Here is a 19,285-nt window from a genome sequence, read left to right as displayed (position 1 = left end):
ACCGGATGGAACGGATCTGAGGCTGCAACAAAAGAATCTTGCCGATCCGGCGAAGGTTCGACGGGAGATGCCTTCCGAAATCGAATCGGTTTCGGTAACATCCCGATTGCCAACAGTCCGGGACAGCGTGTCCGGGACGGCAATGCCGGGGCATAGACGCGCCGCATGACGGATGAACGCTACCTTCGGGCGGTTCGCGACGCGCTGGTGCGGCACCAGCAATGGCTGCTGCGCGACCCGGCCGGACGGGGGCGCCGCGCCAACCTCAGCTTTTACGATTTGGCCGGGCTGGGCCTCAACCGCGTCAACCTGTCGGGCGCCAAGCTGACGGGCGCCAGCCTGGCGCGGGCGCGGATGGTCGGCACCGTGCTGTCGAAGGCCGATCTCTACGGCGCCGACCTGTCGAAGGCCGACCTGACCGGTGCGCAGCTGCAGGGCGCCGATCTGCGCGGGGCCAGGGTCGACGGCGCGAAGCTGCAGAACGCCAACCTGCAGGGGGCCGACCTGCGCCGCGGCATGGTTCTGGACGCCGGCGAATTCCGCGCCGCCGGCAACAGCGACGGCACCACGACCTTCGTCGGCTGCAGCCTGACCCAGGCGGTCCTGACCGGTTGCCGGATGGCGCAGTGCGATTTCAGCGGCAGCGACCTGTCGGGCGCCGACCTCAGCGGCAGCGACCTCAGCGGCGCCATCCTGATCGGGGCGGACCTGACGGGGGCGAGCATGCGCAAAGCGACGCTGGACGGCGTGCTGATGTGCGGCGCCCGCCTGAACGAGGAACTGCGGGTGGCGCTGGAACGTCACGGCGTCGATGTGGACGGCACCGGGCTGACCACCACCGCGGCGCGGATGTCCGACCTGATCGCCGGGCACCAGATTTGGGTGGAGAAGCTGGGCAAGGGTGGGGAGCGCATCGAGCTGCAGCGCATCGACCTGCGCGGCTACAATTTCGCCAACCAGCTGCTGTGCGGGGCGGTGATGCGCTTCAGCGGTCTGCGCGGGGCTGATTTCTCCGGCGCCAAGCTGATGATGGCGGACCTGTCCTACAGCGACCTGCGCGATGCCGATTTCACCAGCGCCGACCTGTCCGGCTGCAACCTGGAAGGCGCCAATCTGGCCGGCGCGAAGCTGTGGCGGGCCAAGTTCCGCAAGGTGGATCTCAGCGGCGATGGCAGCCGCCTGTGGCCGACCAGCTTTGCCAAGGCGCGGCTGACCGGTGCCGACCTGCGCGACGCCAGCCTTGCCGGTGTGGTGCTGCGCGGCACCGATCTGACCGCGATCAAGACCAGTTTCGCCACGCTGAAGGGGGCCGACCTGTCCGCCGCCCTCGGATGGCAGCCTTGCGAGGCGCCGGCCTGACCCTGCCCTGATTTCAGAGCGACTGCCGGTTCAACTGCCGTCCGCTACGGGAATGCGCCCGGCGACGATGGCGCGGCGGGCCGCCTCCGCCGTTTCCAGCATGGCGGGGGTCAGAAGCTCCCGGTTGTTTTCGTCCATAGCGTAATCGACGGCGCCCTCCGCCAGTCCCAGCGCCACCGTGCCGGCGCTCCACCGCCCCTGGAGTGCGGCCTGGAAGCTCGATTCCACCGCCAGATCGACCCGCTTCAGCATCGAGGTGAGGATGGAGCCGGGATAGAGATAGTTCTGGTTGCTGTCGACGCCGATGGCCAGCCGGCGCGCCTCGCTCGCCGCGGCGAAGATGCCGAAATTCGATACGCCCGCCCCGGCGAAGACCACGTCGGCCCCGCGCTGGAACTGGCTGCGCGCCACCTCCGCCCCGGCGGTGGGGTCGTTGAAGGCAGCGGGCGTGGTGCCGACGAAGTTCACCACCACCCGGATGTCGCCGCGGGCATGGCGCGCACCCTGTTCGAAGCCGGCGATGAATTTGCGGATCAGCGGGATGTCCAGCGCGCCGATGAAGCCGACGGTCCCGCTCTTCGACGCCAGCGCCGCCAGCACGCCGACCAGGAAGGCGCCCTCCTGCTCCTTGAAGGTGACACAGCGGATGTTCGGCGCCTCGGCCACCGCATCGACCAGGGTGAAGCGCACCGCCGGGTGCGCCGGGGCCAGCCGGGCCAGCGGCGTCGCGTAGTAGAAGCCGATGGCGACCAGATCGGTCACGCCCCGCCGCAACAGCGAAGCCACGCCCTGGTCGAACTGCGCCGGATTGGACGGCAGGTATTCGATCGCCGGAATGCCGCTGGCCGCCTTGAACCGCTCCGCCCCGGCGAAGGCGCCTTCGTTGAAGCTCTTGTCGAATTTCTGGCCCGCCGCATAGATCAGCCCCGGCCGGATGTCCGCCGCCTGAGATTGCTGCGGCAGCAGGACCAGGGCGGTCCCCGCGGCGACGCAGGACAGGACCGACCGGCGGTTGGGGTGCGGCATGACTCTGCCTCCGGCTGGGTGGAAAACCCGGTGTGCGGACTCAATTTTAGACACGGGCTCGTCGCCGGAACCAGAATTTTGTCGCTCCGCAAACCGGCGAAAGCCCGGATTGTCGCGGCTTCGGTCCATCGCGCGCCGGTCAAGGCAGCCATGACAAGACAGGACTTTGCGCAAGGCGGGTGACGGATCAGCTTAGAGGCTGCGGACTCCCTCCGGCCGATTCCCCAATTCCTTCTTATTCGGATCTCCAGATGCTCGCGCGCCTTGCCGCCGTCCGTTCCCGTTTGCCTGCCGAAAGCCCCTTCTTCATCGCGGCGCTCGGCGTGCTGATGTCGTTCGGTCCGATGGGCACCGACATGTATCTGCCCGGCATGCCGGAGATCGGGCGCGATCTGCACGCGCCGCAGGATCAGGTGCAGTGGACGCTGTCGGCGTTCTTCCTGGGCTTCGGCGTCGGGCAGCTGCTGTGGGGGGCGTTGAGCGACCGGTTCGGCCGGCGCATTCCGGTGGCGACCGGCATCCTGCTCTATGCCGTGGGCTGCGTCGGCTGCTCGCTGACCACCGATATCGGCCATCTGGCGGCCTGGCGCTTCGTGCAGGCGGTGGGGGCCTGCGCCGGGCCGGTGCTGGTCCGTGCCATGATCCGCGACGTGTTCGAGCGCGACCGCGCCGCCAGCGTGCTGTCGATGATGATGCTGGTGATGGGCGCCGCCCCGATCATCGCGCCGCTGATCGGCGGCCAGATCCTTGTCTGGGCGAACTGGCGCTGGATCTTCTGGGCGCAGGCGGCCTTCGGCGTCATCGCCATGCTGGCGCTCGCCTCCCTGCCGGAAACCCACCCTGAATCGCGGCGCACCAGCCTGCGCCCGATGGTGCTGGCGGAGTCCTACCGCAAGCTGCTGACCAACCGCCGCTATCTCGGCTATGCCGTTGGATCGTCCTTCATCTATGCGGGGATGTTCGCCTTCATTTCCGGCTCGCCCTTCGTCTATATCGAACTGTTCGGGGTGCAGCCGGAGAATTACGGTTTCCTGTTCGGGCTGAACATCGTCGGCATGATCATCGTCAACACGCTGAACAGCCGCGCGGTGATGCGCTTCGGGTCCGACGCGATGCTGCGGACCGGCGTCTGGCTGTCGGCGGCGAGCGGCATCCTGCTGGTCGCCACGGTGGCCGGCGGCTGGGGTGGTTTGTGGGGGCTGGTCGGCTGCCTGTTCCTGTTCATGTCGCTGACCGGATTCTGCTTCGCCAACTCCATGGCCGGGGCGCTGCAGTCCTTCCCGCAGATGGCCGGCACGGCGTCGGCGCTCGCGGGCATGCTGCAGTTCAGCATCGGCGCGGCGTCGGGTTGGGCGGTCGGGCTGATGGCCAACGGCACCGCCTTGCCGATGGCGGCGGTGATCGGCGGCGCGGCCCTGGTCAGCCTCGCGCTGAACCTGTGGCTGATCCGGCCCGTCCGTCGCCGGCAGCATGGCGAACAGTAAAACAGGATATCTTTGTTGAATATCGGAATGTGTCGCTTGGGGGTGTTGTGAATTGAGTTTCCCGTCCGGGCGGGCTAGCCTTGTCCGGAAAAGGGAGACCGCAATGCCGACGACCAGCCGTTCCAACACCACCCTTCCCATCGCCCGCCGCCGGCTGCTGGTCGGCGCTGCCGCATTGGGCGCCGTCGCCGCCGGTGCCGTCGTGTCGCTGCCGGCCTTCGCCGCGACGACCCTGCGTGTCGGCTATATCCCGATCATCCCGATGACCCAGCTCTATGTGCTGACGGGGGAGGGATGGGCGAAGGATGCCGGGCTGACCCTGCAGACCACCGGCTTCCAGTCGGGTCCGGCGATGATCCAGGCGCTGGCGTCGGGGACGCTGGATGTCGCCTATGTCGGCATCGGCCCGGCGATGATCGCGCGGTCGAAGGGGGTGAAGCTGAAGGTCGTCGCCGCCAACGTCATCGATCAGGTGGCGCTGATCGGCGGCGGCCCGCTGGCCAAGGCGATGGCCGGCGCATCCAACCCGGCGGAGGGGATCAAGGCCTTCCGCGCGGCCAGCGGCCGGCGGCCCAAGATCGGCTCGCTGCCGGCCGGTTCGGTGCCCGACACGGTGCTGCGCTATTGGATGGCGGAAGTCGCCCATATCGGCGCGGACGAGGTCGAGATCGTCGGCATGGGCGAACAGCCCCTGCAGCAGGCGCTGCTGACCGGCGCCATCGACGGCGCCTCGATCCTGGAGCCGATCCTGACGCTGGTTCAGTCGCGCCTGCAGGATGCCGCCATCATCGCGAAGGCCGGCACCATGTTCCCCAAGCAGCCGGGTGCGGTCCTGGCGGTAACGGAGGACGCCATCGCCAACAACCGCGCCGCCGTCGCCGATCTGGTCAAGCTGCACATCCGCGCCACCGCCTTCGCCAAGTCCAATCCCGACCGCACGGCGGAACTGGTGACGGAGATCATCGGCAAGGGGCTGGTGGAGCGCGACGTGATGCGGGCGGCGCTGACCTCCGACGCGACGACCTTCGTCGACGACCCTCGGGTGATTCTGGACTCCACCAAGCGGATGCAGGCCTTCCAGCAGACCCTGGGCCAGATCACCGAGCCGGTCGACGTGGACGCGCTGTTCGACCTGTCCTTCCACGACGCCGCTGTGGGGAAGTGACCGCCATGACCTCCCAGCCCGATGTGCCCCTGCGACTGGTCATCCACGCCCCCACCCCGGCGGCGCTGGAGCGGGCGCGGAACAATGCCCGCAACCTGCTGAAGGCGCGGCCGGACGCCGAAGTCCGCATCGTGGTCAATGCCGGTGCGGTTGCGGCGGCGCTGGACGGCCCGGATGCGGAGACCGACCGGCTTCTGCGCGTCTGCGGCAACACGCTGGCGAAGACCGGCCGGTCGGCGCAAGGGCTGACGGTTGTCCCCGCCAGCGTCCTCGACATCGCCGAGGCGCAGGCGGAGGGCTGGGGTTATATGCGGGCCTGAGCCGCGTCTACCCCGGTGGTCAGCCGACTCCCCAGCCGCCGGTGTCGGGGAAGGGAACGGCGGGCGGCGGGACTGCGGCGGCGGGATCGGCGACGATGCCGCGTGGCAGGGCCGGGGCGTCGGGCGGGGTGGGGCGCAGGCGGGTCGGCTTGACCCACCAGCCCGGCTCCGCTGCGGCGATGGCCTTCGCCGCGGCCTCCGCCTGCTGCGCCGTGCCATAGAGGCCGAAGCAGGTGGCGCCGCTTCCCGACAGGCGGGGCAGCAGGCAGCCGGCGCTGCGCTCCAGCGCCGCCAGCACGTCGGCGATCACCGGGGCGACCGTCAGGGCCGGGGCGGTGAGGTCGTTGTGCCGTTCCAGCAGCAGCGCGGTGAGATCGGCCGCATCCGCCGGCTTGCGGGTGAAGCGGGCGGGGGCGGAGAATGGGGCGCCGCCCTGCGCCCTTGCGGCGGCCATCGCCTTGAACACCGCCGGCGTCGGCACCGGCAGGTTCGGGTTGACCAGAACCACATGGGTTTCCGGCAACTCCGGCGCCTCGTCCAGCACGTCGCCGATGCCGCCGAAATAGCAGCTGCGCCCGGCGACGCAGACCGGCACGTCGGCGCCCAGCCCGGCGGCCACCGCGAACAGTGCCGGATCGTCGGTGGGAACCCCCCACAGGCGGGCCAGCGCCCGCAGGCAGGCGGCGGCGTCGGCCGACCCGCCGCCGATGCCGGATGCGACCGGCAGCGCCTTGGTCAGCGCGATCATCGCGTCGGCCTGGCGTCCCAGCCGGGCGGCCAGCGCATGGGCGGCGCGGATCACCAGATTGTCGGCCGGGTTCTCGCCCATCAGCACCGGGCCGAAGGGGCCGGCGATGGCCAGCCGCGGCCCGGCCGGCGGCAGGTCGGCACCGCGCAGCGCCACCCGCGCGGCGCCCGTGGTCAGGGTGATGACGTCGCCAAGCTCGGCGAAGGCGACGAGGCTGTCCAGCTCGTGATAGCCGTCGGCGCACCGGCCGGTGACGTGCAGGTACAGGTTCAGCTTGGCCGGGGCGGCCTCGACGATGGGAATGCCGGTCATTAGCTCCAATCCGCTGGCGGGCGCGCGACGACGCGCCCTGTGTCGCACCCTTGCCCCCGCAGCGGCAAGGGGTTGCGTCACAGCTGCGCCAGCAGATCCTTCAGCAGGGTCTCGCCCATCGGCCAGGGGCCGTGGCCGCTGTCGTCGTTGATGTGTCCGACCTCGCCCGCATCGATGAAGTCGGCGCCCCACAGGGCGGCGAAGCCGCAAGCGCGGGCGGCGGCGCAGTAGGGATCGTTGCGGCTGCCGACCGTCACCGCCGGGAAGGGCAGCGGATCGGTCGGCACCGGCGCGAAGCGGCGGACAACCGCCGGCACGCGATCCGGCGATTCGACATCGGGCGGGGCGACGAGCAGCGCCGCCGCCACCTTGTCCGCGGCGTCGGAACCCGCCGCCCAGCGCGCGACCAGGATGCAGGCCAGGCTGTGCGCGACCAGCACCACCGGGCCCGGTGCGGCGAGGGCTGCGGCACGGACCGCGGCATCGAGCCGTTCGACCCACCGCTCCGGCTCCGGTGCGTCCCAGTCGCCGAGGTCGACGCGGTTCAGCGCCGGCAGCCGGGCTTCCAGCCAGCTCTGCCAATGCCCCGGACCGGAATTGCCCAGGCCGGGAAGAACCAGAACGGTCGGCTGCGTCATTCTTTCAACTCTGCGTTTGTAAATGTTGCGTGTAGTGTCGGAAGATAACCAAAAATACGGCAGATGCTCTCCGCCCGGTGGGCAGGGCAGGGCCGGGAAGCACCAACCGAACATAGGGGAGAAGCGCCTTGGACATCAGCGCTACCATCGCACAGGATCTCTGCGATGCCATCGGCCGTGAGCTGGACGCCGTCGTGTCCTTCATCGGCAAGGCCGGCACCGTCGCCGCCTCCACCGCGCGGGAGCGGATCGGCACCGGTCACCCGGCCGCGGCCGACATCGTCGCGCGGCGGCTCGACGAACGCGCCGTCAGCCGCGAGGAGGCGGCCAAGTCGGGCGGGGCGATGCGCGAGGGATACGCCATCGCCATCGACCTGGACGGCGAGCGGGTGGGGGCGCTGGCCGTCGCCGGACCGGCCGATCAGGCCCGCCGTTTCGCCCGCCTCGCCCGCCATTGGGCGGTGGCGACCCTGCGGGCCGAGACGGCGGAGACCCGCCGCGTCGCCCTGATGCGCGACCTGTCCGACCGGGTGGAGCGCGAGGTCGGCGGGCTGGCCGCCGATCTGGCCGACGCCGGGCGCCGGTTGGAGACGGCGATCGCCTCCGTCCGCACCGCCGGGACCGAGGGGCTGCGCCAGACCGCCGGCGCGGCCGATGCGGCGCGTGCCGTCGACGGATCGGTCGGCGCCATCGCCGGCATGCTCGACCGGCTGGCCTCCACCTCCGACCAGATCTCCGGCGACACCAGCAAGGCGCGGGAAATCAGCCTTGCGGCGGCGTCCGACAGCGACCGCGCCACCACCGTCATGAACTCCCTGCGCTCGGCGGCGGAGCAGATCGCCAGCGTGGTGAAGCTGATCAACGCCATCGCCAGCCAGACCAACCTGCTGGCGCTCAACGCCACCATCGAGGCGGCCCGCGCGGGCGAGGCCGGGCGCGGCTTCGCCGTCGTCGCCAACGAGGTGAAGGCGCTGTCGCGCCAGACCGCCGACGCGACCAAGCAGATCGCCGATCAGGTCGCCAACCTGCAGAAGGAAACCGCTGCGGTGGACGAGGCGCTGGGCCGCATCCATTTCACCATCGGCTCGATCCAGACGATCAACGGCACCGTCGCCGCCGCCATCGACGAGCAGGCGACGCTGACCGCCGAGGTTGCGCGCTCGCTCGACCGCTCCCGCCAGGATGCCATGGCGGCGGAACAGCGGATCGGCGACGCCGAACAGACGCTGGGCGGGGTGACGCGCACGCTGGACGAGCTGGCGACGCTGAGCCAGACCATCGCGGCGCGGGCGGGAAGCCTGGGCAGCGGGCTGGGCAGCCGGTTGTCCGATGCGCTGCGTCAGGTCCGCGGGTAGGGCTGCTGCCCGTCCACGGCATCGCCGCCGGGGCCGGTGATGATGCGGGCGCTGCCGCTTCGCGCGGCGGGGGCCGCACCGCCCGGCAGGGGCACGATCAGCCGGCGCTTCACCGGCTGCTGCGCCGCCCGGCGCGACACGCCGGCGAAGATCTGCTTCGACGCCTCGATCATCGTCACCCCGGCGAAGGCCTTGAACCAGCGCACGCCGACCTCTTCCCAGGCCGGCGCCGTCTTCTGCAGGAAATGCGAGCGCAGCGGCGGGATGAACAGGGCGTGGCGGGTGCGTTCCGGCACGAACATGGTGTCGCGCAGCACCTGCTTCAGCTGCGAGGCGGAATAGGGGAAGCCGTGGCCGAAGGGCGTCCAGTCGGCGCGCGCCCACAGGCCGCGGCGGTTCGGCACCACCGCCAGCACCCGGCCGCCGCCGGCCAGCACGCGCCAGATCTCGCGCATCATCGGCCGCAGCTGTTCCGTGCCCTCCAGCCCATGGACCAGCAGGACGCGGTCGATTGTGTTGTCGCCGAAGGGCAGATCCGCCTCGTCGCCCAGCGCCACCATGCCCGGCCCTTCCGCCGGCCAGAAGCTGACGCCCTGGCTGGCCGGCATCACGGCGACCACCCGGTCCGCCTCGCCCATGAAGGGACGCAGGTACGGGGTGGTATAGCCGACGCCCAGCACGATCTGGTCGCGCACGTCCGGCCAGATTGTGCGGATGCGGCGGCGGATCATCCGCTGGGCCGTCCTGCCCAATCCGGACTCGTAGAACTCCCTCAGATCGACGATATCTGTGTACATGGTATCCCAAGCGTAACACGGGTTTCGTATCGCAACAGCAGGGAGTCCGCTGCCGTGGAGGTCATTCTCGTTCCGGCTTTCGCCGACAATTACATCTATGTGCTGCGCGACGCGGCATCCGGCAAGGTCGGCGTTGTCGATCCCGGCGACGCCTCCCCGGTGCAGGCCGAGCTGGAGCGGCGCGGCTGGACCCTGACCCACATCTTCCTGACCCACCACCACAACGACCATATCGGCGGCGTGGCGGAGTTGAAGGCCCGCCACCGCGCCACCGTGATCGGCGCCCGCGCCGACGCCCACCGCATTCCCGACCTCGACGTGGCGCTCGGCGACGGCGACCGCACGGTGTTCGGGGAGCAGACCGCCCGCGTCATCGCCGTTCCCGGCCACACCAGCGGCCACATCGCCTTCTGGTTCGAGGCGGCGGAGACGCTGTTCAGCGGCGACACCCTGTTCTCGCTCGGCTGCGGCCGCCTGTTCGAGGGCACGCCCGCCCAGATGTGGGAGTCGCTGCAAGCCCTGCGGTCGCTGACCGATTCGACCCGAATCTATTGCGGCCACGAATACACCCAGTCCAACGGCCGCTTCGCCCTGACCGTCGACCCGGACAATTCCGCCCTGCAACAGCGCATGGAGGAGGTCGCGGCCTTGCGTGAGCGGAACCAGCCGACCATCCCCACCACCATCGGGCTTGAACGCCGGACCAACCCCTTCCTGCGCGCCGACGACCCCGGCGTGCAATCCGCCATCGGCCTGTCCGGCGCCCCGGCGGTGGAGGTCTTCACCGAACTCCGCCACCGCAAGGACCATTTCCGCGGGTAGGAGCCGTCGCCCGGCCGCGGCGCCCGGTCAGAACTGCTTCAGCAGGCGGTCGATGTAGTTGCGTTCCTCCTGCGGGCGGCCGTACTGGCCGGAGCGGCGGCGGAGCTCGTCGAGGATTTCGCGGGCGCGCTGCAGTTCCGACTGTTCCGGGATCTTCACGTCGTTGGAATCCTGCATGCCGTAACCGGACGGGCGGCGGCCCAGCGGGTCGCGGCCGCGGCCGTTCTGGCGCGGCATCTGGCCTTGCTGGCCCATCATGGCCGGTCCCTGGCCCATCATCATCTGCTGGGCCATCTGTTCGGCCATGCCCTGCATTCCCTGCTGGAGCTGTTCCATCGCCTCGGTCTGCGACGGCACGGCGGCGCCGGGGGCGCCCCGCTGCAGGGCCTGGGCGGCATCGCGCATGGCGCGTTCGGCGCGGCCCAGCGGCTGGGGGATCTCGCCACCCTGCTGCTCGCCCATGCGGCGCATCAACTCGCCAAGCTGGCGGCGCAGAGCCTCCTGCTGTTCGGCCTGCTTCTGCAGGGTCGGGCTGCCCGGGTTCTGTTGGTTGTTCTGTTGGCCATTCTGCTGGCCGTTCTGGTTGCGGCGCTGGTTGGGCTGGCGGTTGCGCGGCTGGTCGCCCTGCTGTTGCTGGTCCATCGACTCCTGCGACTGGCGGAAGCTCTGGTCCAGAAGCTGCTGTTGCTGCTGCGCCAGCTTCTGCAGCTGCTGCATCATCTCCCAGTTCTGGTTCTGCTGCTGGCCGTTCTGCTGGTTCATCTGGGCCATGGCGCCGGAGCGCATGTTCTCCAGCATCTGCTGCAGCTGGGACAGCATCTGGCGCGCGGCGTCGCGCGATCCCGTCTGCGCCATCTCGCGCATCTGGTCGAGCATCTGCTGCAAGTCGTTGCGGTCCGTCATCTGGTCGGCCATTTCCGGCGGGACCATGGGCAGCTGCTCGCCGCGCTGCAGCGCTTCCATCATCCGCTGTTCCATGGCGTCCAGGAACTTGTCGAGCGCCGCCTGCAACTCGTCCATCAGGCGGTTCAGCTCCTCGTCCGACGCATTCTTGTCCAGCGCTTCGGACAGCCGCTTCTCGGCGTCGCGCAGGTCCTTCTCGGCCAGCGACAGGCCGCCGTCCTCGATGCGCAGCGCGGTTTCCCACATCAGCTGTTGCAGCGGGGGGATCGCCTCGGCGCTCTCGTCCAGCATCAGCCGGGCGATGGCGGTGCGCATCGACAGGAAGGCGACGATGTCGTCGCCATAGGTGCCGGGCCGGGCGGAGATCTCGGCCAGCGCGCGGGCGACCTGCACGCGCGATGCCTGCGGGTTGCGGGTCAGGATCTTGCGCTGGTTCACGATGGCGCGGGCGACCGGGTGGTTGAAGGTCCGTTCCGGCAGGGTGATGGCCGCGTCCTCCGACCGGCCGGTCTGGCCGGCGCCGTCGGCGGCGGTCAGGCGCACGGTCACCGGCATGCCGGCCCAGGGGTGAGCGGTCAGGTCCTGGAAGGCGGTGCTGTGCGCCTCCTTCGGGCGGAGTCCGGGCAGCGACAGCGCAAGCTCCAGCATCTCGTCGCTGTCCGCCTTCTCCTTCGCCGCTTTCCTGTCGGTGTCGGTCTTCAAGGCGTCGGTCTTCAAGGTGTCGGTAACGGGCGGAGCGGCGGGGGCGAGGCGGATTTGCGCCTTCACCTCGGTCAGGCCGTAATCGTCGCGGGCGGCATAATCCAGCTTCAGCGTGCCGCGCTCCGCGGCGGATGGCGGGCTGGCATGGGCGATGATGGGGGCGCGGTCAGGCACCACCTGGATCGGCCAGGATCCCAGCGTGCGGCCGCCCTGGGTGACGGAGATGCGGGTGCCGCCGGTCACCGGCCGCTGCACCTGGAAATTGGTGGAATCCACCGCCTCGAACGGGCCGGTCTGGTCGCCGGCCTCCAGGCTGGGGGTGCCGCTGCCGCCGGTGACGCGGGCCAGCACGAGGCTTCCCTGCGGAACCTGGACCGGTTGGTCGGCCGGTTGCTGGCCGGCGCCCTGTGCGGTGGCGGCCGGCGTCGGGATGGCCGGTGTCGGGGCGGTGGCGGCGGTGGAGCCGGATTTCAGGAAGACCGGCGGCAGGCCGGTATACTCGGGCGGGTTGATCCAGAGATCGAGCGTTGCCGTCGCCGTGGCGGTGCCGCCGTCCAGCCGCGGGGTCAGGGCGGCCGCCACCCGCGGCCGCCAGTCGCCCCAGGCGGCGGCCCCGGCCACCACCAGCGTCAGGATCACAAGGGCGCGCAAGGCATAGCGGTCGTGCGACGGCACCTCGGTCCCCGGCCAGGCGACGCGCAGTTTACGCATTGCAGCGCGGGCGCGCTCCTGGTGCAGGCGCCACAAGGCCTGGGCCATCGGGTCGTTGCCGGCCGGGCGGTCGCGCAGGGTGTGCAGCGGACGGTGGTCCAGGCCGCTGTCGCGCTCCAGCCGCCGCCGCGCCTCATCCTCGGCCGGGGCGCGGAAGCGCCGGACGCCGACGACCAGCGACAGCAGGAAGGCCGCGGCGAGCGCCAGCAGCGCCAGTGCATGCAGCCAGCCCGGCAACAGGATCAGCAGATTCAGCAGGGCCAGCGCCAGGAAGGCGCCCAGCACGGACAGCGGCGCCCACAGCGCCGGCCCCAGCCGTTCCCACAACAGCGCCGCGCGCGCCTGGGCCAGCCGGAATCGCGGCTCTCTCACGCCGTCACCCCCCCGAATGCCATCGGCAGGCCGGCTCTCGCCGCGTCGCTCGTTCTGCTTCATGCCGCCCCCTCCGCGCCGAAATGCAGCCGGTCCGCCGCCGCCCACCGATACTGCTGCGCACGCCAATCATATAGGCGCCGCCGATGGATTTTGCCCACCGGCGCGATGGTACAGCCCATCATTGCGCAATGGCGAAACTATGGCGCGAAAAATCAGTGCCGGAACAGGCGCTTGGGCGGTCAGTCGCCGTCGCCGGGCGGCAGCGGCTGCGTCGGGGTGGCGCGGCGCCGGGTTTCGCGATGCAGGATGTACAGGCCGCTCGCCATCACCACCGCGGCGCCGACCACCATGGTTCCGGTCGGCACCTCCCCCCACATCAGCCAGCCGAAGCCGACCGCCAGCAGAAGCGAGGTGTAGTTCAGCGGCGCCACCACCGCGGCCGGCGCCAGCGAATAGGCCCGCGTCAGCGCCAGCTGCCCGCAGCCGCCCAGCAGGCCGGTCGCCACCAGCAGAAGCCAGTCCATCGGGTCCGGCGTGACCCAGGAAAAGGGCAGGGTCAGCCCCAGCAGGACGGTGGTCAGCAGGGTGAAATAGAAGACGATGGTGTTCGGCGGTTCCGTCCGGCTCAGCTGGCGGATGGCGATCATCGCCAGCGCGTTGGTCAGCGCGCCGGCCAGCGCGATGATGGCGCCCAGGTTCAGCACGTCGCCGCTGGGCCGCAAGATGATCAGCACGCCGGCGAATCCCACCAGCACCGCGCTCCAGCGGTGGATGCCGACCTTCTCGCTGAGCAGCGGCACGGAGAGGGCGGTGAGGAACAGCGGGGCGGCGAAGTTCAGCGCGATGGCGTCGCCCAGCGGCAACAGGTGGAACGACCAGAACATGGCGACCATGGTGGTCAGCCCGATCAGCGACCGCCCAATATGGCCCCAGGGATGACGGGTGTACAGCGTGGACGCGAAACCCTTGCCCAGATGGATCGACAGGCAGACCGGGATCAGCGCGAACAGGCTGCGGAAGAACATCACCTCGGTCACCGGGAAGCGGTCCATCAGGAGCTTCGCCAGCACGTTCATCAGCGAGAAGAACAGCACCGACGCCAGCATCGAACCGATGCCGAGCGGGGTATTGTCGATGCGCCTATGCGGTTTGGAGAGGGCTTGCGGCGGGACTGTCACGGTGCCCCGAGCCTACCAAGGGAAACCGCCCGCGTCACGGTGTCGCGACGCGGGCGGTCATGTCCAAGGGGTATGGCCGCGTTGCGAAAACCCGCCCGGCCCACCGTCTAACCGGCTGAGGAGCTTAAACTTTGAACAGACCGGAGATCTCGGCTTCGGCACGCAGCCAGTGCTCCTGCTCGCAGCCTTCCGGACGGCCTTCCTCTTCCCAGATCTGATAGGCGCGTTCCTGGATCATCCGGTTGCGCTGGCCGCTCAGCAGGCCCTCGGCGATGTTCATGTTCAGGCGGGCCAGCGAGACCAGCTTGCTCGTCTCGATGGCGCCCTGGGTCGCCAGCATGGTGGTGGAGACGACATACTGCGCCAGATTGCGCAGATTGGCCTTCACCTCCGGCTCCACCGGGCAGTCGTCGTTCAAGAGGACGGTCTTGATCGCGATCCACAGCTTCAGGTTCTGGTCCAGCGCGATGCTGACCTTGTCGGGCGAATCCGAATCCAGAAGGCTGCCGGCCGCCTGCAGCAGGACGATGCTGTCCTGTTCAACCGAAGCGAAGTTGGTCCGCAGGATGGTGTCGGCCCAGCTTTCCACCGGCGCTTCGAACACGGGCGCGGCAGCGGCGGGAGCGGTTGCGGGAGCAGCGGAGGCGGCGGTCTTGCGCTTGGTGGCCATGGTGGGTTCCCCGGGGAGCGTTCGGTCCGCGTCCACTTGAGCCAACCATGTTTAAAATGCAGTTAAGACGCTACCGCCGCGCGCGTTTTCCCACCGCCAGACGCCGCGACACGATGTCCTGCCGCGCCGGCAGGGTCAGGGGCCGCCGAAAGGCAAGCGGTAATAAAAGCCGAAGACATTGTTGGTGCCGGCCGCCGGATCGCCTGCCCCCGCATCGTTGACGATGCGGCTGTAGCCCAGGCTGAAGCGGGAATTGTTGTCGAATCGATATCCCAGTTCCAACTGCGAGCGGAACTCGGTGGTGGGGGCGCCCTCCCGCCGCAGGGTGGGCAGGGTGCCGGCGCCGACGCTGGGCGTGAAGACGAAGGAGCCGAGCGGGACGTCGATCAGCACGCCGCCCATGATGCCGGCCAGCCCGCCGGAAATACCGGCGCTTCCCGTGCCGGTAAGCCCGCCGGCAAGCCCGGTCACGGCGCCGCGCGGGGTCAGGCTGCTTCCGGTGCCCGGCCCGATCCAGGGCTGCACGCTGGCGAAGCCTTCGATCTGCGGGATCAGCGAGGCGCCGATCCGCATCTTGCTGTTGAGGATTGTGAGGCTGCTGTCGGCCGGCGGCTGCAGGCTGTAGGCGAGGCCGCCCAGCGCCCAATTGCCGAAACGCCCGTCGGCGTCGATGGTATGTGCCGCTGCCGGTCCGGCGAGGATGAAGACCAGCGCACCGGCGATCAGGCCGGCCCGCACCGCTGCGGGTGTGCTGTGCGTCAGGTGGCTGAACTGGCGGTTCACGGGCACCCTCCGGTGACGCGTCGGCTCTGGCAAGCGCGTTTTACCAAGTGTTCTCGGCCAAGCATTCTCGGCCAAGCATTCTCGACCATGCGGTCCGGCCACTATAACGATGGGGCGTGGCCGTCGTCCCATGGTGTATCGGCACTACCCCTAGGATGTCGTGATTGGCATCGGTGTTTCAACCACGAAAGCAGGAGCGGGGCGGGCCCCTGTCCTGTTACCATCACGTCATGACCGCGCACCCCATCGATCGGCGCCCGAGCCCGCCGCAGGGCCTTGGCCGGCAGGAGGAGGCAATCGCCTTCCTGGGCGATCCGCGCGCGCATGACGGGCAGGCGGTGGAGCGGATCGACACCCATGCCGCCCTGGTCTTCCTGGCCGGCGACCGCGCGCTGAAGCTGAAGCGCGCGGTGCGCTATCCCTATCTCGATTACTCGACGGTGGAGAAGCGCCACGCCGCCTGTCTGGCGGAACTGGCGATCAACCGCCGCACCGCGCCTGCGCTCTATCGGGACGTGGTGGCACTCCGCCGCGGCGCCGACGGACAGCTGTTCCTGGATGCCGGCGAGGGCGAAGGCGAGGCGGTCGATTGGCTGGTGTCGATGACGCGCTTCCCCGACGACGCGCTGTTCGACCGCATGGCGGAGCGGCACCGGCTGCCCCCCGACCTGATGCGTCGGCTGGCCGAACGGATCGCCGCCTTCCATCGCGAGGCCGCCCCCCGGCCGGATGGCGGCGGCGCGGAGGCGATGCGGGCGGTCGCAGACGGCAATCTGGAGGATCTGCGCACCGCCCCCGACCTGTTCGCGGAAGCCCTGGTGGCGCGGCTGGCGGAGCGCAGCGCGGCGGCGCTCGACCGGCTGGCGCCGCTGCTGGAGGAGAGGCGGCGGAGCGGCTTCGTCCGGCACGGGCATGGCGACCTGCATCTGCGCAACATCGTCCTGCTGGACGGCGAGCCGACCCTGTTCGACGCCATCGAGTTCGACGAGGCGCTGGCGGTCGCCGACGTCTTCTATGACCTCGCCTTCCTGCTGATGGACCTCGATCACCGCGGGCTGCGGCGGCTCGGCAATCTGGTGCTGAACCGTTATCTGGAGGAGACGGAGGATTACGGCGGGCTGGCGGCGCTGCCGCTGTTCCTCTCGCTCCGCGCCGCGGTGCGGGCCAAGGTGCTGGCCGCCGCGCTGCGGCTGGGTGGCACCGCTTCCGGTCTGGCGGAGGAGGCGCGGCGGTATCTGGACCACGCGCTGGCGGCGCTCGACCCGGCACCGGCGCGGCTGGTGGCTGTCGGCGGCCTGTCCGGCACCGGCAAGACGCGGCTTGCCGAGGGACTCGCCCCCGGCCTGGGGCCGGCGCCCGGTGCGGTGGTCCTGCGCACGGACGTGCTGCGCAAGCGGCTGTGCGGCGTGGCCGACACCGACCGGCTGCCGGAGGACGGCTATGCCCCGGCCGTGACGGAGCGGGTCTATGCCGAGTTGTACCGGAGGGCCGCCGCCGTGTTGGCCGCCGGGCATGCGGTGGTGGTCGATGCGGTCAGCGCCCGGCCGGAGGAGCGCCGCCGCCTCGCCATGGTGGCCGCCGATTCCGGCGTGCGATTCGACGGGATTTGGCTGGACGCTCCGCTGACCGCGCGGGCGGAGCGTGTGGCCAATCGTCGCAACGACGCCTCCGACGCCACCGCCGAGGTGGTGGAACGGCAGGAAAGCTATGATTTGGGTACAATCGATTGGACGCGCCTGGATGCTGGCAGGGTTGCAGCGGATGTGCTGGACGAGGCCCGTGCAAGCTTGGCCTAATTCCAGGACGGACAACATGTTAAGGGCCGAACGCTGAAGGTCGACGGCTCCGCCCCGGGCCGTGGACCGCTAACGTGGACCGTTACGACCATACCGTTATGATGATGGGGCGAACGACGGCACGGTGAATGCCCCGCCGCACCGGCGGGCAGATCGGCGCCGTCCGGGAAGGGCCGCTCGAACCGGTCCGGGAGGAGTCCATGACCTACAAGACCATCCTTGTGCCGCTGTGCGGCAGTGACAACGATCCGGTGGCCCTGAAAGGTGCGGTCGCGGTTGCGAAGGATTTCGACGCGCATCTCGTCGCCCTGTTCGTCCGCCTCGACCCGCGCGATGCCGTGCCGATGCTGGGCGAGGGCATGTCCGGCGCCATGGTGGACGAGATCATGCGCGCGGCGGAGACGGAATCGAACAACCACCGCGCCGCCGCCCGTCGGCATTTCGACACGGTGATCGCCGAAGCCGGGATCGAGCTGCGCGACGTCCCCGGCGGGATCGAGGCGCCGTCCGCCGCCTGGCGCGAGGTCGTCGGGCGGGTTGAGGATGTGGTGCCGGCCGAAGGCCGCCTGTCCGACCTGATCGTCTGCGCCCACACCTCCATCGAGGCCGACACCCAGGGCTACACCACCATGGAAACCGCGCTGCTGGGCTCCGCCCGGCCGGTGCTGCTGGTGCCGAAGGACCTGCCGGCGGAGATCGGCCGCACCGTCGCCGTCGCCTGGAATGGCAAGCCGGAGGCGACCCGCGCCGTCGCCGCGGCGCTGCCCTTCCTGCGCAGCGCCGAACGCGCAATCGTGCTGACCGCCGAGACCTCGGTGACGGAGGCTGCGACAGGACGCCGCATAACCGATTATCTCGCTTGGCAAGGTGTTAACCCTGAGTTAACTATATTGCATCCGGGATCGGAACCCGTTGGGGAGACGGTCACCAAGAAAGCCGTGGAGCTGGGCGCCGACCTGCTTGTCATGGGCGGCTATGGCCACAGCCGGATGCGGGAAATGATCCTGGGCGGTGTCACGCGCTACGTGCTGAACCACGCCGGGCTGCCGGTTCTGATGGCTCACTGATCTTTGCCGGTCTTCGGCCGCGCGGCATCCCCGCCGCCCAATCGGGTGGGGATGCCCTGCGGCGATGGCCGTTTCAAGGCGGGCGTTCCAGCCGAACCGATCCGCCCCTGCCCGCAGGGAGGCCCGGCCGTTCCTGGGAGGAACGCGCCATGTTGACGATCAAGGACTGCATCGCGCTGAGCGATCTCACCGAAGCCGAGATCGACGCAATCGCCGAACACGAACATCTGCCGGAAATGGTGGCGGTGGAGATGGGCCATTGCCTTGCCCACTGCCCCGGCGGTCCCGACCGGATCGCCCATATCATCGCCGACGACATCGCGGAGGCCTGTGCCCACGGGCAGGTCGCCCATGCGGTGGAGCTGATGCACACCCTGCGGGAATTCGTGGAAACGCATCCGCAGAGCTGACAGGGCGTTTCCGGAAGTCGGCCCGCAGGTCGGGGGCCGGGGAACGGCGGCCGGGAACAGTCCGGCCGCGGCGGGGTTCTATTGGCAGGTTTTCTCGCGGTTGCCCTTCAGCGATCGCCCCCCGACAATTGCCAAGGACCCCGACGATGGCCAGCAAGACCACCGGTACCCAGGCCGACATCTTCGCCCGCATCAAGACCGATCACGACACCATCCGCAGCCTTCTCGGTCAGGCCGAAAAGGCCAACGGCAGCGGTCGCGCCGTGTTCGAGGAGCTGCAGCGCGAGCTGTGGGCCCACTCCAAGGTCGAGGAGGGCGTGTTCTACGCCTCGCTGAAGAAGGCCAAGGAGGCGAAGTCGGAAACCATCGAGGGGCTGAACGAGCATCACCTGATCAACGGCCTGCTGGACGAGCTGAACGCGATGAAGACCAGCGACAGCGGCTGGAAGGAAAAGCTCCAGGTGCTGGGCGAACTGGTCCGCCACCATCTGGACGAAGAGGAGGAGGAGCTGTTCGAGGAGGCCAGGGACGTCCTGGACGACTCCCGCGCCGCCGAACTCGGCAGCGCCTACGCCGACCGCAAGCAGCACATGATGGCGGGGCTGGCGCCGCTGTAAGGGGCGCTCCCTCTCCCGTTCGGTTGCCGCCGGTTGGTAAATGGCCC

At 69.7% G+C, this 19,285-nt stretch carries 18 protein-coding genes; 10 read left to right on the top strand and 8 right to left on the bottom strand.

Annotation, left to right across the window (positions count from 1 at the left end):
- Positions 1-165: 165 nt before the first annotated feature.
- Positions 166-1,359 (top strand): pentapeptide repeat-containing protein, encoded by a 1,194-nt coding sequence (locus AZOLI_RS28085; RefSeq protein WP_014250042.1) that lies wholly within the window; start codon positions 166-168, stop codon positions 1,357-1,359.
- Between the two features lie 30 nt (positions 1,360-1,389).
- On the opposite strand, the gene AZOLI_RS28080 is transcribed toward AZOLI_RS28085, so the two are convergent.
- Positions 1,390-2,385 carry a BMP family lipoprotein gene (locus AZOLI_RS28080; protein ID WP_014250041.1) on the bottom strand — a complete coding sequence of 332 codons (996 nt, stop codon included), beginning with the start codon at positions 2,383-2,385 and terminating at the stop codon, positions 1,390-1,392.
- Between the two features lie 251 nt (positions 2,386-2,636).
- Between AZOLI_RS28080 and AZOLI_RS28075 the strand changes: the two genes are divergently transcribed.
- The 3 genes from AZOLI_RS28075 (at position 2,637) to AZOLI_RS28065 (ending at position 5,354) form a co-directional block, all read left to right on the top strand.
- Complete coding sequence (locus tag AZOLI_RS28075; RefSeq protein ID WP_014250040.1) at positions 2,637-3,869, top strand: Bcr/CflA family multidrug efflux MFS transporter; 1,233 nt, start codon at positions 2,637-2,639, stop codon at positions 3,867-3,869.
- Between the two features lie 103 nt (positions 3,870-3,972).
- Positions 3,973-5,034 carry an ABC transporter substrate-binding protein gene (locus AZOLI_RS28070; protein ID WP_014250039.1) on the top strand — a complete coding sequence of 354 codons (1,062 nt, stop codon included), beginning with the start codon at positions 3,973-3,975 and terminating at the stop codon, positions 5,032-5,034.
- A gap of 5 nt (positions 5,035-5,039) precedes the next feature.
- On the top strand, positions 5,040-5,354 hold the full coding sequence (locus AZOLI_RS28065; protein ID WP_044553521.1) for a DsrE family protein: 315 nt from the start codon (positions 5,040-5,042) through the stop codon (positions 5,352-5,354).
- Positions 5,355-5,373: 19 nt separating this feature from the next.
- On the opposite strand, the gene AZOLI_RS28060 is transcribed toward AZOLI_RS28065, so the two are convergent.
- Both AZOLI_RS28060 and AZOLI_RS28055 read right to left on the bottom strand, forming a co-directional pair.
- A complete protein-coding gene (locus AZOLI_RS28060) occupies positions 5,374-6,414 on the bottom strand; it encodes a 4-(cytidine 5'-diphospho)-2-C-methyl-D-erythritol kinase (RefSeq protein WP_014250037.1) in 1,041 nt (346 codons plus the stop codon).
- Positions 6,415-6,491: 77 nt separating this feature from the next.
- Positions 6,492-7,052: an RBBP9/YdeN family alpha/beta hydrolase gene (locus AZOLI_RS28055; RefSeq protein WP_014250036.1), complete on the bottom strand. Its 561-nt coding sequence runs from the start codon at positions 7,050-7,052 to the stop codon at positions 6,492-6,494.
- Between the two features lie 128 nt (positions 7,053-7,180).
- Here AZOLI_RS28055 and AZOLI_RS30605 point away from each other — a divergent pair, with 128 nt between their 5' ends.
- Positions 7,181-8,407 (top strand): methyl-accepting chemotaxis protein, encoded by a 1,227-nt coding sequence (locus AZOLI_RS30605; protein ID WP_014250035.1) that lies wholly within the window; start codon positions 7,181-7,183, stop codon positions 8,405-8,407.
- Here AZOLI_RS30605 and AZOLI_RS28045 read toward each other — a convergent pair.
- A complete protein-coding gene (locus tag AZOLI_RS28045; RefSeq protein WP_044553519.1) occupies positions 8,392-9,204 on the bottom strand; it encodes a methyltransferase domain-containing protein in 813 nt (270 codons plus the stop codon). The two genes, AZOLI_RS30605 and AZOLI_RS28045, sit on opposite strands and share 16 nt — an antisense overlap.
- A gap of 54 nt (positions 9,205-9,258) precedes the next feature.
- Between AZOLI_RS28045 and gloB the strand changes: the two genes are divergently transcribed.
- Positions 9,259-10,026 carry a hydroxyacylglutathione hydrolase gene (gloB, locus tag AZOLI_RS28040; protein ID WP_014250033.1) on the top strand — a complete coding sequence of 256 codons (768 nt, stop codon included), beginning with the start codon at positions 9,259-9,261 and terminating at the stop codon, positions 10,024-10,026.
- Between the two features lie 27 nt (positions 10,027-10,053).
- On the opposite strand, the gene AZOLI_RS28035 is transcribed toward gloB, so the two are convergent.
- From AZOLI_RS28035 to AZOLI_RS28020, 4 genes are all read right to left on the bottom strand, one after another.
- Complete coding sequence (locus AZOLI_RS28035) at positions 10,054-12,714, bottom strand: TIGR02302 family protein (RefSeq protein WP_244442693.1); 2,661 nt, start codon at positions 12,712-12,714, stop codon at positions 10,054-10,056.
- Between the two features lie 242 nt (positions 12,715-12,956).
- Positions 12,957-13,823 carry a DMT family transporter gene (locus AZOLI_RS28030; RefSeq protein ID WP_014250031.1) on the bottom strand — a complete coding sequence of 289 codons (867 nt, stop codon included), beginning with the start codon at positions 13,821-13,823 and terminating at the stop codon, positions 12,957-12,959.
- Positions 13,824-14,019: 196 nt separating this feature from the next.
- On the bottom strand, positions 14,020-14,565 hold the full coding sequence (locus AZOLI_RS28025; RefSeq protein WP_014250030.1) for a DUF2934 domain-containing protein: 546 nt from the start codon (positions 14,563-14,565) through the stop codon (positions 14,020-14,022).
- A 135-nt stretch (positions 14,566-14,700) separates the two neighbouring features.
- Positions 14,701-15,348 carry a hypothetical protein gene (locus AZOLI_RS28020; protein ID WP_014250029.1) on the bottom strand — a complete coding sequence of 216 codons (648 nt, stop codon included), beginning with the start codon at positions 15,346-15,348 and terminating at the stop codon, positions 14,701-14,703.
- A gap of 230 nt (positions 15,349-15,578) precedes the next feature.
- On the opposite strand from AZOLI_RS28020, the gene AZOLI_RS28015 reads away from it, so the two are divergent.
- The 4 genes from AZOLI_RS28015 to AZOLI_RS28000 all read left to right on the top strand — a co-directional run bounded on the left by AZOLI_RS28015 (position 15,579) and on the right by AZOLI_RS28000 (position 19,238).
- Positions 15,579-17,144 carry an AAA family ATPase gene (locus AZOLI_RS28015; RefSeq protein ID WP_014250028.1) on the top strand — a complete coding sequence of 522 codons (1,566 nt, stop codon included), beginning with the start codon at positions 15,579-15,581 and terminating at the stop codon, positions 17,142-17,144.
- A gap of 200 nt (positions 17,145-17,344) precedes the next feature.
- On the top strand, positions 17,345-18,211 hold the full coding sequence (locus tag AZOLI_RS28010; RefSeq protein ID WP_044553623.1) for a universal stress protein: 867 nt from the start codon (positions 17,345-17,347) through the stop codon (positions 18,209-18,211).
- A 149-nt stretch (positions 18,212-18,360) separates the two neighbouring features.
- Entirely contained in the window at positions 18,361-18,621 is a 261-nt protein-coding gene (locus tag AZOLI_RS28005) for a hypothetical protein (protein WP_014250026.1), read from the top strand.
- A 146-nt stretch (positions 18,622-18,767) separates the two neighbouring features.
- Positions 18,768-19,238: a hemerythrin domain-containing protein gene (locus AZOLI_RS28000; RefSeq protein WP_014250025.1), complete on the top strand. Its 471-nt coding sequence runs from the start codon at positions 18,768-18,770 to the stop codon at positions 19,236-19,238.
- Positions 19,239-19,285: the final 47 nt, after the last annotated feature.

This window comes from Azospirillum lipoferum 4B, from assembly GCF_000283655.1.
GTDB classification, from domain to species: Bacteria; Pseudomonadota; Alphaproteobacteria; order Azospirillales; family Azospirillaceae; genus Azospirillum; species Azospirillum lipoferum_C.
The sequence above is the reverse complement of the archived record's forward strand: the minus strand, read 5'-3'. Positions and strand labels throughout refer to the sequence as shown.

Coding starts and splice junctions, on each gene's coding strand:
- AZOLI_RS28085 (WP_014250042.1), top strand. CDS start 166: ATGACGGATGAACGCTACCTTCGGGCGGTTCGCGACGCGCTGGTGCGG.
- AZOLI_RS28080 (WP_014250041.1), bottom strand. CDS start 2,385: ATGCCGCACCCCAACCGCCGGTCGGTCCTGTCCTGCGTCGCCGCGGGG.
- AZOLI_RS28075 (WP_014250040.1), top strand. CDS start 2,637: ATGCTCGCGCGCCTTGCCGCCGTCCGTTCCCGTTTGCCTGCCGAAAGC.
- AZOLI_RS28070 (WP_014250039.1), top strand. CDS start 3,973: ATGCCGACGACCAGCCGTTCCAACACCACCCTTCCCATCGCCCGCCGC.
- AZOLI_RS28065 (WP_044553521.1), top strand. CDS start 5,040: ATGACCTCCCAGCCCGATGTGCCCCTGCGACTGGTCATCCACGCCCCC.
- AZOLI_RS28060 (WP_014250037.1), bottom strand. CDS start 6,414: ATGACCGGCATTCCCATCGTCGAGGCCGCCCCGGCCAAGCTGAACCTG.
- AZOLI_RS28055 (WP_014250036.1), bottom strand. CDS start 7,052: ATGACGCAGCCGACCGTTCTGGTTCTTCCCGGCCTGGGCAATTCCGGT.
- AZOLI_RS28045 (WP_044553519.1), bottom strand. CDS start 9,204: ATGTACACAGATATCGTCGATCTGAGGGAGTTCTACGAGTCCGGATTG.
- AZOLI_RS28030 (WP_014250031.1), bottom strand. CDS start 13,823: ATGCTGGCGTCGGTGCTGTTCTTCTCGCTGATGAACGTGCTGGCGAAG.
- AZOLI_RS28025 (WP_014250030.1), bottom strand. CDS start 14,565: ATGGCCACCAAGCGCAAGACCGCCGCCTCCGCTGCTCCCGCAACCGCT.
- AZOLI_RS28015 (WP_014250028.1), top strand. CDS start 15,579: ATGACCGCGCACCCCATCGATCGGCGCCCGAGCCCGCCGCAGGGCCTT.
- AZOLI_RS28010 (WP_044553623.1), top strand. CDS start 17,345: ATGACCTACAAGACCATCCTTGTGCCGCTGTGCGGCAGTGACAACGAT.
- AZOLI_RS28005 (WP_014250026.1), top strand. CDS start 18,361: ATGTTGACGATCAAGGACTGCATCGCGCTGAGCGATCTCACCGAAGCC.
- AZOLI_RS28000 (WP_014250025.1), top strand. CDS start 18,768: ATGGCCAGCAAGACCACCGGTACCCAGGCCGACATCTTCGCCCGCATC.